The sequence below is a fragment of the Alishewanella longhuensis genome (genome assembly GCF_014653435.1).
GTDB classification, from domain to species: domain Bacteria; phylum Pseudomonadota; class Gammaproteobacteria; order Enterobacterales; family Alteromonadaceae; genus Alishewanella; species Alishewanella longhuensis.
The window spans coordinates 19,242-35,366 of record NZ_BNAO01000002.1; the positions used below are offsets into that span (position 1 = coordinate 19,242).

The window sequence follows — 16,125 nt, forward strand, 5'->3', positions numbered from 1 at the left end:
CTAGATCAAGCCTATTACTATACGGTAAAGCAGTACATACGGCAAAACAGGTTATTTGGGTCTAAGCATTTTTTGCAGGGTGCGATCTTTAAGTTTAAAATGATGATAAAGCGCTGCTGCCGCATGACCTAGAATCAACACCCAAACCAGATAAGCACCGCCCTCTTTATGAATAAAATCCATTGGCGCTTCGAACTGTTCAAAGCTCAGCCCCATAGTATTGGCTACCAGTGTCTGAAACAGCCAGGTGTCTTCAAACTTTGGGATATCGAACAGAAAAAAGTACTCAGTCGCTACCCCGGTACCCAAATAACCCGTCAGCGGCATAATAATGAGCACGGCATATAAAGCCAGATGCCCAAAATGCGCGGCCTTATGCATTAACGCCGAGCCGGGTTCTGGTTGGGGTTGCGGGTTAGTTAAACGCCAGTACACTCTTAAGATCACCAACACGGCAATAGTCACACCAAAAGACAGGTGCAACTGCAGCGCAGTCCAGTTCTCGGGGGTGCGCGCTTCGGTAAACCATTGCCGGTAATACACTACAATATAGGCCAGTAAAAACAGCACAGCGGTTAACCAATGCAGCGTTCTGGCGACGCTGCCGTAATGTGTTGCAGAATTTTTGAGCATCAGATTAAAACCTGTTAAACCAAGTACCAACCTCAAGTTTGCGCGATAACCAGGCACAAATAAAACAAATTTTATTGAAGACTAAGCTTCAAATTATCGAACTTTTGCCCGCAATCTGTCAGGGAAGTCACCCACCCCTTGTTTAGTGCGGATCACCGGTACTATGCTGCCATCGTCGTTAAAATGTAAGTACTCAGCGGCCGTATGGCGCTGGCGTTTGTTGCACCTTGATTCGGGTGTATCCAGCCAGCGATGATAAAACAGCAACCACTGCCCCTGATACTCGACTATCGAGTGATGATTATTACTCTGGTGCTCTTGCGCCATTATCACGCCACGGTAGGCCCAGGGACCTTTGGGCGAAGCCGCGGTATAGTAGGTTAGCACTCTATTACCTTCGGGCATGGTAAAATAGTACAGACCGTTGCGTTTAAATACCCAGGGGCCCTCCATCTTCGGCTCATAGCCGCCCATATCCATTTTCTGAAAATCACCCTTGATACTGCGCATATCGTCGGCCATTTCTGCCACGTAGTAATCAAAATCAATACCGTGGAAATAGAGATAGGCTTTACCATCATCATCAATAAATAAAGCCGGATCATTGGCATAAGGCTCACGCCAGAGCGGCGTACCGATAACATCTTTAAAAGGGCCAATGGGCGATTCGCTCTCGGCAATCCCTATCCCCATCCACTTGGTGCTATTGGCCGGGTTAGCCCGATCTTTGACACCCGTTCCGGCCGGGAACACCAGATAGTATTTACCCTTTTTATAGGCCGCATCCGGTGCCCAGGCATAGTCATCGGCCCAGCTTAAGTCATCTACCGACAACACGGCACCGTGCGCCTGCCAATTAACCAAATCAGCTGTAGAAAATACATGCCAGTCTTTCATATGAAAATCAGCCTGCCACCAATAACCATAAGGCTTTTTTCATTGTTAGTACCTACTTTGTCTTAGCGATAGCGGCCTGCTATCTGCAACGCAGCATGCCAAAGTCACCGCATTTAGTGCGAACATTTCGCTAAAAACTAACAAAAACTTCCACAATTAACACAAAAGCCCCGCTTCCCCGGTACGCCATCAGGCGTAAACATTGCGCATCATTCAATTAGTGTCATCTTTTATTAACACTAATCTGGAAGATTGAATACATTTTGCTGCACTAAGTTTGACCAAATGAAAACCTGATGCTTTATTTACTGACAACATAGGTTAACGCGAATTAACAAGGAAAGTACAAATGGGCTTTAGCAATAAAATTAAAGTTATCAGCTTGATAATAGTATTACTGCCGTTAATTATCGCCACTACCGTCATCACTCTGCTAGCGCGCAGTGAGCTTTTTACTGAAGCAGAAGCCCGACTGATTGCAGTACGAGAAATTAAAGAACGCAATATCGCTGCTATGCTCAACGAATTTTCAGCGGGGTTAGAAGTAGCAATCTCCAGCGTATCTCAACTAACTACCCTGCAGCAAATCGACCAATTAGAACAAAGCTTACCGGGTATTAATCAGCAATTGGGCTTCTACGATATTTTTGTGATCGATAGCAAGGGCGATATCATTTATACCGTTGCCAAAGAAGCTGATTTACATACAAATCTTAATTCTGGTCCCTACCGTGATTCTGGCCTGGGAAAGCTCTATCAAGCTGTTAAAAGCCAACCAGAACGTTTACTAATGGCTGACTTTTCGCCCTATGCACCTTCCAATAATGAAGCAGCGGCTTTTCTGGGTAAGCGAATTAACCTTGGCGGCGACGCCATCGTGGTGGCAGCACAACTCTCGATAGATAAAATTAACAGCGTAATGCAAATTCGCGCGGGGATGGGGCAAAGCGGCGAAACCTACCTGGTCGGCACCGATAACCGTATGCGCTCAGACTCTTTTCTTGATCCGGTTAACCGTAATATTCAGGCCTCTTTTCGCGGCTCTGTAGCTATTAATGGCGTAGACACCGCAGCCGTGCAACAAGCACTCGCTGGGCAATCCGGCGTACTTAGAGTAAACGACTACAATAATAACCCGGTACTGTCTGCCTATGCGCCTATTGATATGTTTGGTGTGCGCTGGGCACTGCTGGCCGAAATTGATATTGCCGAGATCACCGCACCCGCCCAGCGCATGCTCGTTAGCGGTTTAATATTAAGCGCCATTGCCGTGCTGCTTGCGGTATTGGCCGCGCAACTGGTATGCCGTATTGTGATTACTCCGCTAGGTGGTGAGCCAAATGATATGTGCCAACTGACCAGTGTGATTGCTTCGGGCGATTTTACTACCCAGTTACAAGTGCCCGATAAACCGAATCATGTCATGGGTTGGTTGGCCAAAATGCAGCACACCTTAAAAGGCTTAATTGCCCAATTAATGGGCATTAGTAAAGAGCTGGAAATGACCGCCACGCAAAACTCTGCCGCGATAACGCAAGCCGATGGCAGTATTCAACTGCAAGCCAGAGAAACCGATATGCTGGCCACCGCAGTAGAAGAAATGAGCTATGCCGCTGCCGAAATTGGCAAAAACTCAGCCCTTGCGGCCGATGAAGTAAAAGCGAGCCAGCAGGCGGGTGAACATCTGGTTAAAACCCTGGAGGCGACGCAGATAAGTTTGCAACACACTATGCATAGCTTTACTCAAATTCATCAAGAAGTTGCCCATCTGGATCAGGACAGTAAAAAAATCAGTGTGGTGCTGTCCGTGATTAACGCCATTGCCGAGCAAACTAACTTATTGGCGCTCAATGCTGCCATTGAAGCCGCCAGAGCGGGTGAACATGGCCGCGGCTTTGCTGTAGTCGCCGATGAAGTCAGACAATTAGCCTTTAGGGTGCAAGAGGCAATAAAAGACATTTCGAGTGTACTTAATGGCATTACCACGCAATCAGACTCGTTAGCGAAACACAGTGTGATCTGTGCTAACGAGTCAGAAAAGACCCTGACACAGGCACAAAGCATGGCGACCGCCGTAACCGATATCCGCAGTAGACTCGCCACCTTAAAAGACCTGATGATCCAAACTGCCACCGCGGCCGAAGAGCAAACCACCGTATCCGCGACGCTGGCACACAGCATCTCAAGATTAAGTGCCGCGGCAGAAGAAAATAGCACAGCAATTTCGCAAGTTGCTGTGAGTACGCAACAGCTGCTGGGGATGGCACAAACCTTAGGGCATTCTGCCGGGCAGTTTAGAGTCTAAGGAAAAACAAAATTACATAAAAAGGCAAATAACCCAGGTCAGCACTGCTGACCTGGGTTGGCTGATAAGCGCGGCGCTAATAGGCAACAGTAAAACGCCGATTTTGGTGTTTTAGCTGCTCAACTTCGTCCAGTAAGGCTGCTGCATAATCCGCATTGGCAATGCGACTTTTGCCCGTCTCATCTGTTAGCAAATGATCTAAACCTAAACGAAAGCGCCCCGTTTTTGCACCAGCAAAAATCTCGGCTGCCGGCGATAAAAAGCTCCAGTTTAGCGCATGCTGTTGCTGCAGTAAGTGCAAAGCGTCTGCCGCGGCCTCAGCCGTAGCACGGTATTCAGGTGGAAACTGCGGGCTATCGAGCAAACGGCTATTATCAGGTAGTAATAAGCTAGCCGCGCCACCAACAACCAATAAACGCCCAACTTTAGCTGCTGTAGCCGCCGCTAAAACCGATTGAAAGGCATGCAAATAATAGGCTTTAACATCTTGTTGCGCATGCCCACTAAAAGCACTGATCACTACCGCTTTATTTTGTAATAACCGGGTTAGCGTTTTGGTATCATTAATATCCAATCCCACTACTGTTAACCCCGGTTGTGCCGTCAACCGCTCTGGACGACTCACCACCGCAGTCACCTGATATCCGCGGCTTAGTGCTTCGGCAGTAATCGCCGAACCAATAAAACCGGATGCCCCTAAAATAACTAATTCCATACTATTTTCCTCACAAGCTTGCTGTCTGAACAATTAATGTGATGGCATTATGGCTGCTCGATTAATACAGAAAAATAGCCTAATATTAAAATCACTGTTTAAAAAATTAAAACAATCATGCTAAGTCAAACCGATTTAAATAGCCTGCAACTGGTGCAGCGCCTGACGCAGGCCGGCAGCTTTACAGCAGCCGCCGAACAGTTGGGTTGCAGTAAAACTACCATTAGCCTGCAGCTAAAAGCGCTGGAGCAACAACTGGGGGTGGCGCTTTTTCGCCGCACTACACGTCAGCTAAGCCTGACCCGGGCTGGCGAGCAACTACTGCGCGATTGTCTGCCGCTACTGGACGAACTGCAACATGCTTTACAGCAATTGCAAAGCAGCGACAAAATATTACAAGGCAAGTTGGTGTTAAGCGCGCCGGAAGATTACACCAACCGCATATTGGCGCCCGCTGTAGTCGCCTTTATGACGCTGCATCCGGCATTAGAGGTAGAATTTCGCAGCAGCGATCAGGTAAAGGATTTAATCAAAGAGGGTATCGATTTAGCTATCCGCGCCGGTTGGTTAAAAGACTCCAATCAAACCGCGCGCAAGCTTGGCCGCTTTGAACAATGGTTACTCGCCGCTCCGGCTTATCTGGAGAAAGCTGGCACACCGCAGCAGCCACAAGATCTGACAGGCCATGCGTTTATTGCCTTTACGCCGTTAAACCAGCCGCAGCAATGGACTTTTAGCCGCACTCACCCGCATACCGGGGCAAAACAGCAAGTAGAGCAGTATTTGCAAGCACCGCTTAAAACCAGCTCTACTCATACTATTACTGCACTTATGCTGGCCGGCGCTGGCCTTGGCATATTACCCGACTACAGCGCCCGTGAGTTAGTTAGCAGCGGGCAATTAGTGCGGCTACTGCCAGATTGGGAACTGCCGCAAGCCGGTATTTACGCAGTATACCCACCAGGACGCTTTCGCCCGGCTCGGGTAACCGCCTTTGTTGATTTTTTACAGCAGTATCAACTGTTGGTTTAGTGAATTGATTGTGATCTTTAGAACAAAGTACCTTGCTAGAAGTCTGGATTGTGCCAAGATCAGTCATTTATCCTGCGGATGGCTAGTTTGTTAGCATCATTTTTGCTTCAGCGGTTACACCGCTTAGCAAAGCTTTCGCCTTTGGCGAGATACTTTCTTTTGCTTTGCCAAAAGAAAGTATCCAAAGAAAACGCAACCCTTTGTAAGGTATGCTCTACGTGATGTTAAGTTCGCTTTTTGAGAGACGAATAAACCTTGCCCTTTTCCCGCTTGCCTACGGCAAGCACATACACGAACAGCTCATCGTCAACAACTTCATAGGCTAATCGATATCCAGCAGAGCGAAGTTTAATTTTGTACACGGATTCAAAGCCGCTTAACTTATCAGCAGGCACTCTCGGATCATCCAATCGCTCTGCCAGCTTTTTCTTGAATTGGCTTTTGATCGGCGCAGCAAGCTTTTCCCATTCCTTAAGCGCAGCCGGAAGAAATCGCAGCTTATAAGTCATCCAAAGACACCGTTACAGCGTGATCCTTGTCGCCACGACGCTCCTCAACCAGCAGCGCCAATTCATAGTCTTCGAGCATACCCATCATAGCCTCGTAGGTCTCCGCTGGAATCAGGTAGGCTACAGGTTTATTGTGATTTAACACTGCTATAGGTGAACCACTTGCCTGAGAAAGCAAAGCTGAAGGATTTTTCTTTAACTCTGAAATACTTACAGAGAAGTCCGCTAATACCTGACGCATAAAAACCTCTATTTAGCTCTAAATTATGGTCATATATTAGCTCAATTTTCTATTAGGTACTACGAGCTTTTAGGCATAACAGTTATTAGTTGCCTTGAAATTCTGCTTTTCGCTCATAGTGACAGGACAGACGCTAAAAGTCTTCGTGTCATTGACTATCTTTCAATGCTTGTCAGTCAGCAAAAAGCCAATTGTGGTTATCGACCTAAATTTTCCAAAATGGATAAATCCGTGTTTAAATAGCGATAGGTCTGCCGATTAAGCCTTATCCCTGTTGTTGAGCTATGACTATAAAAATTGAAACTGGTACCCCTGCCGATATTGTCGCTATCAGCAAGCAAATTCCGGAGTTTGCGCAGGCAACGACTCTTGAGCGATTGCACAGTAAGTTGGATGGCGTTGTTAGTTTAATCTTAGTAGCAAAGCTTGATGGCGTTATTGTTGGCTATAAAGTCGGCTATCAATTAACAGCAGAGATATTTTATAGTTGGCTAGGTGGTGTCATACCGGAATATAGAAAACAGGGTATTGCAACGCTGCTGCTTAGCTATCAAGAGCAATGGGTTTTAAACGCTGGCTATACACAGATTAAGGTTAAATCCATGAATCGCTTCCCCGGCATGCTAAAGCTCCTTATAGCAAACAGCTATGAAATTGTCGGTTTAGAAGACAGTGTTTCTGGTAGCGAGGGCAAAATTGTATTTTTCAAAACGCTTAGCAGGTGCATTTTTTAAACTTGAGAGAAAGGCCCGCTGATTGGCGAACACGGGCTCCTGTACCTATACAGTGATAACGCCCCTAGCGCTAAAAAAAAAGCGGCCTCTTACCTTCATTACGGTTGCAGTGAACGCGCTGGCGTTACTCTTGGTAACGGAATCTGTCACTTTGTGCGGAAACAGGTAAATAAATGAAACAGAATATTGTTTATATCGCGCTGGTCGTTAAAGACTACGACGAGGCGATAGATTTTTATGTGAATAAGCTACAATTTGACCTGCTCGAAGATAGCGCACAACCAGAACAAGGCAAGCGCTGGGTAGTAATAGCGCCGCCCAATTCCCATGGCGTTGCCCTGCTACTAGCGAAAGCCACCAAGCCAGAGCAAGCTGCTGTTGTTGGTAACCAGACGGGTGGACGGGTATTTTTGTTTCTAAATACCGACGACTTTTGGCGTGACTATGCCCGTATGCAAACGCTTGGGGTTAAGTTTGTGCGCGAGCCGCAACAGCAAGATTATGGCACTGTTGCCGTGTTTGAAGATTTATATGGTAACCGCTGGGATTTGCTGCAGCTTAACCCTGAGCATCCTATGGCCAATAGATAGCAACCGTTAAGATTCTGCAGCTAGCTGCATGCCGAGGTATTGGCGACAAGAAGTCGCGATAGGAACGCTTTACACGCACAAGAATATAGCCTAAGAGGTAACAACTGTTATGCAGCAAATAGAATGGCAAGACTTTACCAAGGTTGAATTACGGGTTGGCCGCATTATTGCCGCAACGCCCTTTGCCAAAGCACGCAAACCGGCTTATCAACTGCAGGTAGATTTTGGCCCGGAACTGGGGATTAAAAAATCCAGTGCTCAGCTTACCGCGCTTTATACGCCAGAAGATCTCGTGAACAAATTAGTGGTTGCGGTCGTTAATTTTCCGCCGAAACAAATTGGCCCCTTTATGTCGGAATGTCTGGTTACTGGCTTTCATAATGCCAATGGTGAAGTATCGTTATGTATACCGGAGCATGAGGTGCCACTAGGTACCCGATTACTTTGAATCCTTAGCAGAAACACTCAGTACTTAAACCGTTATGTTGATATGCCAGGCGGCCTCGTTGCTAGCATTAGTTAGCTCTGCAGCGAGTTTGCCGCTATCAGCAAGCTGCTCACTAATGTTATCCAGCTGCTTATCGGTATCCTTATCGCGGTCTTGCTGACGCAATTGTGCTTTTAAAATATTGAAAAGCAATTGCATATCGCCAATGACCTCCTGTAGCTGCTGCTGATCTTCTCTGCGCTGTTTTTTGGCTTGCGCCTCTTCAGTTTGTTGCTGTAACGCTGCCAGCACTGTCTCTGGCAACCCTTTATCTGAAGACATTGTACTGTCGCTTTGATTTGGGTGCTTGTTATCCGCTGCTGTAGCGGCTAACAGCTTATCACTGCTTACGTCTTCGGCAATTTGCTCAGTGAGCCTTGCGGCATCTTCTGGCGATATCGCCATCGTCTCACCAGGATTTTCCTCTGAAGTAGCGCTAGACATCACATTTGCATCGTTGATGGTTAAAGTAACAGAACTGCTGGGGGAACTGGCCTCCCAGCCTTCTTTCAGATCTTTAGCAACGGATTTTAACTCGCCCGTTAATTGTTGCAGCTCACGCAATAATGCCTTAGGGGCCATGCTACCAAAAAGCGCAACCAAGCGCTTTAGCTGATCAACCCGCTCTTTAATTTCAGCTAATCTTTCACGTGCCTTGGCTTTCTTATCTTCAGCCATTTGGCGCTGCGCATCCGCTAGCGCAGAACTGCCCCCTTGCTTTGCCAAAGCAGCTAAACTCAAGTTAACCTTGGTCGACTCTGTTTTATCTGTTGCGGTAGTGTCTGGTTGAGTGTGAGGTAACACAGCTTCTGCCACTTTGGGCTTATTATCCAAATAGCTCTGAGCTCCCCCCTGAGAGACACGCTTATAAACAGGCTGAGAAGAAATTGAAACCGTCATAAGCCAACCGATCACTTTTCACTGTTACTGCTGTTATCGACCTGGCAGTGAGAAGCTTTAGCAACATTTTTAAATACCACATTCCTGATAACTCGCCCCGCCATATTAACCAGCATGCTGGCAAACTATGTTAGGATCACTTGCAACTGATGATACTTTTCAACTTATTGCTGGTGATCTTTTCTTCTGATGCATTTTTCTCTACTGCGCCATCCCAAACAAAAGCAGCTGTTATTAATTGCTCTGCCAATGATCGCCTCTAATCTGACAATTCCACTGCTGTCATTGGTAGATACCGCCGTGGTCGGGCACTTAGAGCATGCCTGGTATCTGGGCGGAGTGGCCTTGGGCAGCAGTTTAATAAGCCTGTTGTTTTTACTGCTGGGCTTTTTACGGATGAGCACCACGGGCCTCACTGCGCAGGCGTTTGGCGCCAAAAACAACCAAGGTCTGCGTGATAATTTGCTACAAGCAGCGTTACTCGCGCTGGTTTTGGCAGCCATACTGTTACTGCTACATCCGTGGGTAATGTCACTGGTGCAGCAGCTAAGCAGCGCCAGTAGCGAGGTGTTAACTCAGGCGGCGGTGTATTTTCAGGTGCGCATTTGGAGTGCGCCTGCGGCCTTGTTAAATATGGTGCTACTGGGTTGGTTTTTAGGGCTGCAAAATGCTCGCTATCCCATGCTGTTGTTAGTGCTTACTCAAAGCCTGAATATTGTGCTGGATTTACTCTTTGTGTTGGGCTTTGGCTGGAAAGTGGCCGGTGTGGCCGCGGCATCTGTGATAGCCGATTACAGCACCTTGCTACTGGGGCTTTATTTAGTCAAAAGGCTTTGGCAACAACTGCAACTGCCCGCAATAAGCGTGGCGCAACTAAAGCAGCTTAGCGGCTATAAACGCCTGTTTGCGCTTAACCGCGATATTTTTATCCGCAGCCTCTGCCTGCAGCTGGTGTTTGTGTTTATTGCCTTTCGCGGTGCGGGCTTTGGCGATACGGTGGTCGCGGCTAATGCCGTGTTGCTGACCTTTTTAATGTTAGTGTCTTACGCGCTGGATGGCTTTGCTTACGCCGCAGAAGCTACCACTGGCAAAGCGGTGGGCGCTAAAAACAACGCAGAAATGCAGGATCTCTTTGGTATTCTGGCGTGCTGGGGGCTGCTACTTGGCAGTGTATTTTCATTAGGCTATTGGCTGGGCGGCAATAGCCTTATCGCCCTGCTCACCTCGATAACTGCAGTACGCGAGCAAGCGGCCATTTTTTTACCCTGGCTAATTGCCCTACCCTTACTGGCCGTCTGGAGCTACTTGCTCGACGGTATTTATATTGGCGCCACTAAAGCGCGCGCCATGCGCAATGCTATGGTGATGGCGTTTAGCGGCTTTGCCATAAGTTATTGGCTATTTCAACCGCTGGGTAACCATGGGCTCTGGTTAGCGCTCTCAGTGTTTATGTTATTGCGCGGCATCACCTTAGCCATCCCGCTGTATCGTTACGGAGCAGCTTATTTACTTAAATAAAGCGCTATTTAAAACACAGCGCCACTTAAATAAGCGGCGCTGTGGCCAACAATAGCTAGGTTGTGCCCTCTACTGCAGGGCGCTTATCCTTACTGTGCAACCACTGATATAGCACCGGTAGCACTAGTAAGGTTAGCACCGTGGCCGAGATAATACCGCCAATCACCACCGTAGCCAGTGGCCGCTGCACTTCGGCACCGGTGCCGGTATTTAGCGCCATCGGCACAAAGCCTAAGCTGGCGACCAATGCGGTCATCAGCACTGGTCTAAGCCGGGTAATGGCGCCTTCTACTACCGCATAGGCTAAATCGCCGTACGCTTGCCAAAGCTGACGAATAAAAGAGACCAGTACCAGGCCATTGAGTACCGCCACCCCAGAGAGCGCAATAAAGCCCACGCCGGCCGAAATAGACAGCGGCATATCGCGCAGCCATAGTGCCAGTACGCCACCGGTAAGTGCCAGCGGTACCCCGCTAAAGATAATCAAGGCGTCTTTTAGCGAATTAAAGGCCAGCACCAGCAAACCGAGGATCAGTAATAAGGTAATAGGTACCACTATCGACAGCCGTTTACTGGCCGATTGCAGTTGCTCAAAGGTGCCGCCATAATCCAGCCAGTAACCTGCAGGTAAAGTAATATCGGTACTGATCCGCTGTTTTAGCTCGGTAACAAAGCCGCCTAAATCACGCTCCCTAACGTTAACCGATACCACCACCCGCCTTTTACCATTCTCACGGCTAATTTGCGCCGGAGCAGACTGCATCGCTAGGCTGGCGACTTCATGTAGCGGCACATAACCTGTCGCGGTCGGTATAGGTAAATAATTCAGATTGTCGATATCGGTGCGAATCGCTTCGGGTAGCCTGACCACTAACTGAAAGCGCCGATCGCCCTCATAAATTAGCCCTACATCTTCGCCGCCAATGGCCATGGCAATCAGATCCTGAAACGCTGCTAGCGTTAAGCCATAGCGCGCCAAAGCGGTCAGTTTGGGGTTTACTGACAATACCGGCAAACCCGATACCTGCTCTACAGCCACATCTTGGGCACCACTAATGCTGCCAGTCAGCTGCGAGATACTATTGGCAAGGCGCAATAAGGTGTCCAGATCATCACCGAATACTTTGACGCCAACATCGGCCCGGACACCGGAAATCAGCTCGTTAAAACGCATCTGGATCGGCTGGGTAAACTCATAGTTATTGCCCGGTAGTTGCTCCAGCGCCGCTGCCATTTCGGCAACTAACTGCGCTTTGCTTTTCCGCGGATTTGGCCATTCGCTACGCGGTTTTAAGATCACAAAATTATCTGCCACGTTAGGTGGCATGGGATCGGTTGCCACCTCAGGCGTGCCTATTTTTGCAAAAACTTTAGCCACTTCCGGGAACTGCTTGATGCGCTGCTCCAGTATTTCCTGCATTTGCACCGATTGCTCCAGACCAGTACCGGTAATGCGCATAGCATGCAGCGCAATATCACCTTCGTCTAACTGCGGAATAAACTCTGAACCCAGGGTGCTGGCCAGCCATAAGCAAGCGGCTACCAGCGCAGTAGCAGCTAGCAGCACTAATGCCCGCAACTTTAATACGCCCTTTAGTAAGGGCCGATATAGTGACTTGCCCGCGCGCATCACCCGGCCTTCATGTTCGCTGATTTTACCGCCCATAAATACCGCTACAGCCGCGGGTACTAAGGTAACCGACAGCACCATCGCTGCCAGCAACGCCATCACGACGGTCGCGGCCATCGGGTGAAACATTTTGCCCTCGACCCCGGTAAGCGCAAAGATCGGGATATACACCACGGTAATGATCGCCACGCCAAATAGGCTGGGTTTAATCACTTCCATAGTGGCGCTAAATACCACCTCTAACCGCTGACGCAGTGCTAATGAGCCACCTTGTTGTTGCTGTGCCAGACCCAACCGGCGCATGCAGTTTTCAACAATAATTACCGCACCATCAACTATTAGCCCAAAATCCAAGGCGCCTAAACTCATAAGATTGGCAGACACCCCTTGTTGCACCATACCGGTAATGGTGGCCAGCATCGCTAGCGGGATCACCGCAGCGGTAATCAGCGCAGCCCGGATATTACCCAACAACACAAACAGTACTACGATCACCAGCAGTGCGCCTTCCAACAGGTTTTTTTGCACCGTAGCAATGGTTTTATCAACCAGCGTAGTACGATCATAAACCGCTTCGACGATAACACCTTCCGGCAAGGAGGCTTTAATTGCCTCCAGCTTTTGTGCGGCGCCACGGGCAACGGTGCGGGAGTTTTCGCCCATTAGCATCATCACAGTACCCATGACGGTTTCCTCGCCGTCACGGGTTGCAGCCCCGGTGCGCAGCTCCTTGCCAAGCGCCACTTCGGCAATATCTTTCACCCGCACTGGTACAGTGCCGTTTAAAGCTACCACCACCTGTTCAATACTACTGATGCTACCCAACTGGCCTGGCGATCTCACCAGTAATTGCTGGCCGTTACGTTCAATATAGCCGGCGCCACGGTTGCTATTGTTATTGCGCAATGCCTCAGCCAGCTGCGGCATACTCACGCCAAAGGTCAACATTTTTAGCGGATCGGGTAATACATGGTATTGCTTGTCGTAACCGCCAATGGTGTTAACCTCAACGACTCCGGCTACCTGAGCCAGTTGCGGTTTGATGATCCAATCTTGCACTTCACGCAAGAACATCGCATCTAAAGCATTACCGGCAGTATCCGTTGCACCGGGTTTGGCCGACACGGTATAGACAAAGATTTCACCCAGGCCGGTGGCAATAGGCCCCATTTGTGGCTCCAAGCCAGCAGGTAGCGTATTTTTTATGGCATTGAGTCTTTCATTCAGCAGATTGCGGGCAAAATAAATATCGGTGCCGTCTTCAAACACTACTGTGACCTGCGACAAGCCATAGCGAGATAACGAACGGGTATATTTAAGTTTTGGTAAACCATACAACGCCGTTTCTACCGGGAAGGTAATACGTTGCTCTGCCTCCAACGGGGAATAGCCCGGTGCTTCTGTATTGATTTGTACCTGCACATTGGTGATATCAGGTACTGCATCAATGGGCAAACGCTGATAACTCCATAGCCCGGCGGCCACCAACAGCAAAATTAAGCTGAGCAACAGATAGCGTCGGGCGATAGAAAAACGAACTATAGCTTCAATCATCACGCCCTCCTTAGTGTTCATGCGCGGCGGCAGATTTCTCTAACTCCGCCTTAATCAGATAGCTATTGGCTACCACATAACGTTCACCGGCCTTAAGCCCGGCAAGTACTTCGGTAAAACGGCCATCGGTTCGGCCTAACTGCACGGCTCTGGGCCGGTATTGCTCACCGTTTTGCACAAAAACAACCGCTTGCCCTGCAAACTCTTGTAAGGCCAGATTATCGATCACCAGCGCAACCTGCATAATCTCGGCATCGACCAGCGCACTGAGCCTCTCGCCCACAGCAAAGCGACCGCTGCTGTTATCCAGCGTCACTCTGGCATAGACATAGGGTTGACCACTGGCTGGTAAAATATGGGTAATGGTGCTGTCGTAACGGCCACTACGGGCTTCAATATGCACCGGTAGCCCACTTTCAATGTCGTCCAGTACCGCAGGAAACACCTTAAGCTCGGCCCAAAGTTCGCTAGGATCGGTGATGGCAAATAACGACTCGCCAGCAGTATATTCGCCTTGGCTGGCAAATTGCTGAAGCACAATACCCGCTATAGGGGCTTTAAGCGGATAGGTGCGTAGGCTGTCGTTAGATTCAACCAGCGCCAGCACCTCTCCCCGTTTTACCCGCTGGCCAACAGTGACATTAATTTGCGTAATCATGCCGGGGAAACGGGCTCGCACCTGAGCTTGACGATTAGGCGGGGTTACCAGCTCTCCGTACAACGGAATATGCCGCTCTATGGTACCGGCTGCCGCGGCTGCGACCCGAATACCCACTTGCTCGGCCATGGCTGCTGCGATAACAGCAACGTCATCATGCCCTTCGGCTTGCTTGCCAGCTGCATCGTTATGCCCAGCAGTATGTGAGTGTTCGTGCCCATGAGCGTGTGCTTGCGCCTGAGTGTCGCTCGTTATTTTAAGGTGTTTGTCATGCGTATGTTCATGCTTATGGCCTTCGCCAGCAATGGCAGACGTAAAAAGCAGCGCCGGTAGCGTTAATAAAGAAAATAATAAGATGTTTTTCATGGCAAAGATCCTGCTGCAGAAGTTGCTGCTGATGAGAAAGGCTGGGGAAAGCTGTGGTTAGTATTGGCGCTGGCGGCCAGTGGCAGGCCGGTAAGCTGCTCAAGTAATGCCTGATTACTCAGTGCCGTGCTGGCGGCATCCAACAGTTGCAATTGGGCCTCTTGTAGTGCCTGGCGAGCCGACAACCAATCGGTATAGCTGTAGCGGCCACGTAGGTAGGCATCTTCCGTTTGCGTTAGTGCTTGCTGTAACAGCGGCAGGATCTCACGCTGTAGATCCCGCACCGCCATCGTACTATAGCGGTGCATTTGCCAGGCTTGATATAAGCGGGCACGCAGTTGCAGCAACTCATCTTGCTGTGTTATGCGCTGCGCTTCGTTCTCGGCTAAAGCGACCTTTACTGCCACCTGATTACGGCTCTGGCTGAATAACGGCACTGAGACACCGGCAACTACAGCAAAATCGCGATTTTCCTGTGAGCGCATCACCCCAAGTTGCCAGCTAACATCGGCAACCGACTGGCTGTGCAACTGCGCTAACTGTGCCTGTTGTAAGCGCGCTGTCGCGGCAAACACCTCCAGTTGCGGCGTAGTTAGCACGCGCTGGTATAACAGCTGAAAATCAGTGCTGTCGGTTAACTGGAATAAGTCACCACTCACCACACTAAAATCGGCATGCTGTGCGCCCCACAGGCTGGCCAGTGCCAGCTTGCCGCTCGCTAACTCTGCCTGCAGTAACCCCTGCTGCAATTGGGCCTGCCGCACCGCTACTCTGGCCCGTAATAGCTCAGCCTCCGGTGCGCCGCCGCCCTGTACCCGCTGGCCCACCAACTGTAATGCCTGCTCGCTTATCGCAACGGCTTCGCTTGCTAACTGCAATTTTTGTTGCAAGGTGAGTACGCTAATAAAACGCTGCGTTAGTTCGCCGAGTAAATCTAAACTGTTAGCTTGCCGCTGAGCCAGCAGCAAGGCCTGCTCCGCCGAGGCGGTTGCCGTTCGCGTCTGGCGTTTGTTGCCAAGCTCCAGCACCGAAGAAAGTGCGACACTCAGCTCCAGACTTTTTACCCCTGACAGCTCACCAGTACCCAGCAAGTTTTCAGCACCAAGCGCCAGCTCATAACCCGGGTTAAGCGCGGCCACTTGCAACTGTTCTGTCGCGGCTTTTAAGCGCCAATCAAGTACTTGCAATTGCGGGTGCTGCTGTACCAGCCGTTGTGCCGCGCGCTCTAGTGTGAGTGGCGGCAACGATTCTGTCGCATAGCTTTTACTACCAATGATGCTAAACAGCAGCATCACCGGCACGCATACATATAACGCCACAAGGCGCTTGCCAAATAGAATGGAATACATAACAAAT

The 16,125-nt window shown here is 49.4% G+C and carries 14 protein-coding genes and 1 pseudogene; 6 read left to right on the forward strand and 9 right to left on the reverse strand.

The annotated features are described in order from the left end of the window. Positions 1-51: 51 nt before the first annotated feature. Together IE163_RS04065 and IE163_RS04070 are read right to left on the reverse strand one after the other, a co-directional pair. Positions 52-633, reverse strand: a complete 582-nt coding sequence (locus tag IE163_RS04065; protein WP_229833423.1) for a cytochrome b — start codon at positions 631-633, stop codon at positions 52-54. Between the two features lie 93 nt (positions 634-726). Beyond that, positions 727-1,539 (reverse strand): annotated as a pseudogene (locus tag IE163_RS04070) (family 43 glycosylhydrolase); the annotation flags it as partial. A 340-nt stretch (positions 1,540-1,879) separates the two neighbouring features. On the opposite strand from IE163_RS04070, the gene IE163_RS04075 reads away from it, so the two are divergent. Beyond that, positions 1,880-3,835: a methyl-accepting chemotaxis protein gene (locus tag IE163_RS04075; RefSeq protein ID WP_189430512.1), complete on the forward strand. Its 1,956-nt coding sequence runs from the start codon at positions 1,880-1,882 to the stop codon at positions 3,833-3,835. A gap of 76 nt (positions 3,836-3,911) precedes the next feature. Here IE163_RS04075 and IE163_RS04080 read toward each other — a convergent pair whose 3' ends face one another. Continuing rightward, positions 3,912-4,550: an NAD(P)-dependent oxidoreductase gene (locus tag IE163_RS04080; protein WP_189430514.1), complete on the reverse strand. Its 639-nt coding sequence runs from the start codon at positions 4,548-4,550 to the stop codon at positions 3,912-3,914. A gap of 117 nt (positions 4,551-4,667) precedes the next feature. Between IE163_RS04080 and IE163_RS04085 the strand changes: the two genes are divergently transcribed. Then, complete coding sequence (locus IE163_RS04085) at positions 4,668-5,582, forward strand: LysR family transcriptional regulator (RefSeq protein WP_189430515.1); 915 nt, start codon at positions 4,668-4,670, stop codon at positions 5,580-5,582. A 224-nt stretch (positions 5,583-5,806) separates the two neighbouring features. Here the strand turns inward: IE163_RS04085 and IE163_RS04090 are convergent, their stop codons facing one another. Next, a complete protein-coding gene (locus tag IE163_RS04090) occupies positions 5,807-6,091 on the reverse strand; it encodes a type II toxin-antitoxin system RelE family toxin (protein WP_189430517.1) in 285 nt (94 codons plus the stop codon). Further along, positions 6,081-6,332, reverse strand: a complete 252-nt coding sequence (locus tag IE163_RS04095) for a type II toxin-antitoxin system Phd/YefM family antitoxin (RefSeq protein ID WP_189430518.1) — start codon at positions 6,330-6,332, stop codon at positions 6,081-6,083. The genes IE163_RS04090 and IE163_RS04095 overlap by 11 nt, the downstream gene beginning before the upstream one ends. 284 nt (positions 6,333-6,616) lie before the next feature. On the opposite strand from IE163_RS04095, the gene IE163_RS04100 reads away from it, so the two are divergent. The 3 genes from IE163_RS04100 (at position 6,617) to IE163_RS04110 (ending at position 8,104) form a co-directional block, all read left to right on the forward strand. Beyond that, the gene (locus tag IE163_RS04100) at positions 6,617-7,066 is read left to right on the forward strand and encodes a GNAT family N-acetyltransferase (protein ID WP_189430520.1); all 450 of its coding nucleotides are present in this window, start codon (positions 6,617-6,619) and stop codon (positions 7,064-7,066) included. Between the two features lie 173 nt (positions 7,067-7,239). Next, positions 7,240-7,656, forward strand: coding sequence for a VOC family protein (locus IE163_RS04105; protein WP_189430522.1), 417 nt, complete (start codon positions 7,240-7,242; stop codon positions 7,654-7,656). A gap of 109 nt (positions 7,657-7,765) precedes the next feature. Next, complete coding sequence (locus IE163_RS04110; RefSeq protein ID WP_189430524.1) at positions 7,766-8,104, forward strand: tRNA-binding protein; 339 nt, start codon at positions 7,766-7,768, stop codon at positions 8,102-8,104. Positions 8,105-8,128: 24 nt separating this feature from the next. Here the strand turns inward: IE163_RS04110 and IE163_RS04115 are convergent, their stop codons facing one another. Continuing rightward, complete coding sequence (locus IE163_RS04115; RefSeq protein ID WP_189430526.1) at positions 8,129-9,043, reverse strand: hypothetical protein; 915 nt, start codon at positions 9,041-9,043, stop codon at positions 8,129-8,131. A 189-nt stretch (positions 9,044-9,232) separates the two neighbouring features. Here IE163_RS04115 and dinF point away from each other — a divergent pair, with 189 nt between their 5' ends. Then, positions 9,233-10,561, forward strand: coding sequence for an MATE family efflux transporter DinF (gene dinF, locus IE163_RS04120; RefSeq protein ID WP_189430528.1), 1,329 nt, complete (start codon positions 9,233-9,235; stop codon positions 10,559-10,561). A gap of 55 nt (positions 10,562-10,616) precedes the next feature. Here dinF and IE163_RS04125 read toward each other — a convergent pair whose 3' ends face one another. Genes IE163_RS04125 through IE163_RS04135 form a run of 3 tightly spaced genes read right to left on the reverse strand, consistent with a single transcriptional unit; the run spans position 10,617 to position 16,118 of the window. Further along, on the reverse strand, positions 10,617-13,745 hold the full coding sequence (locus IE163_RS04125) for an efflux RND transporter permease subunit (protein WP_189430530.1): 3,129 nt from the start codon (positions 13,743-13,745) through the stop codon (positions 10,617-10,619). 10 nt (positions 13,746-13,755) lie between these two features. Further along, entirely contained in the window at positions 13,756-14,769 is a 1,014-nt protein-coding gene (locus tag IE163_RS04130) for an efflux RND transporter periplasmic adaptor subunit (RefSeq protein WP_189430532.1), read from the reverse strand. Beyond that, positions 14,766-16,118 carry a TolC family protein gene (locus tag IE163_RS04135; RefSeq protein ID WP_189430534.1) on the reverse strand — a complete coding sequence of 451 codons (1,353 nt, stop codon included), beginning with the start codon at positions 16,116-16,118 and terminating at the stop codon, positions 14,766-14,768. The genes IE163_RS04130 and IE163_RS04135 overlap by 4 nt, the downstream gene beginning before the upstream one ends. Positions 16,119-16,125: the final 7 nt, after the last annotated feature.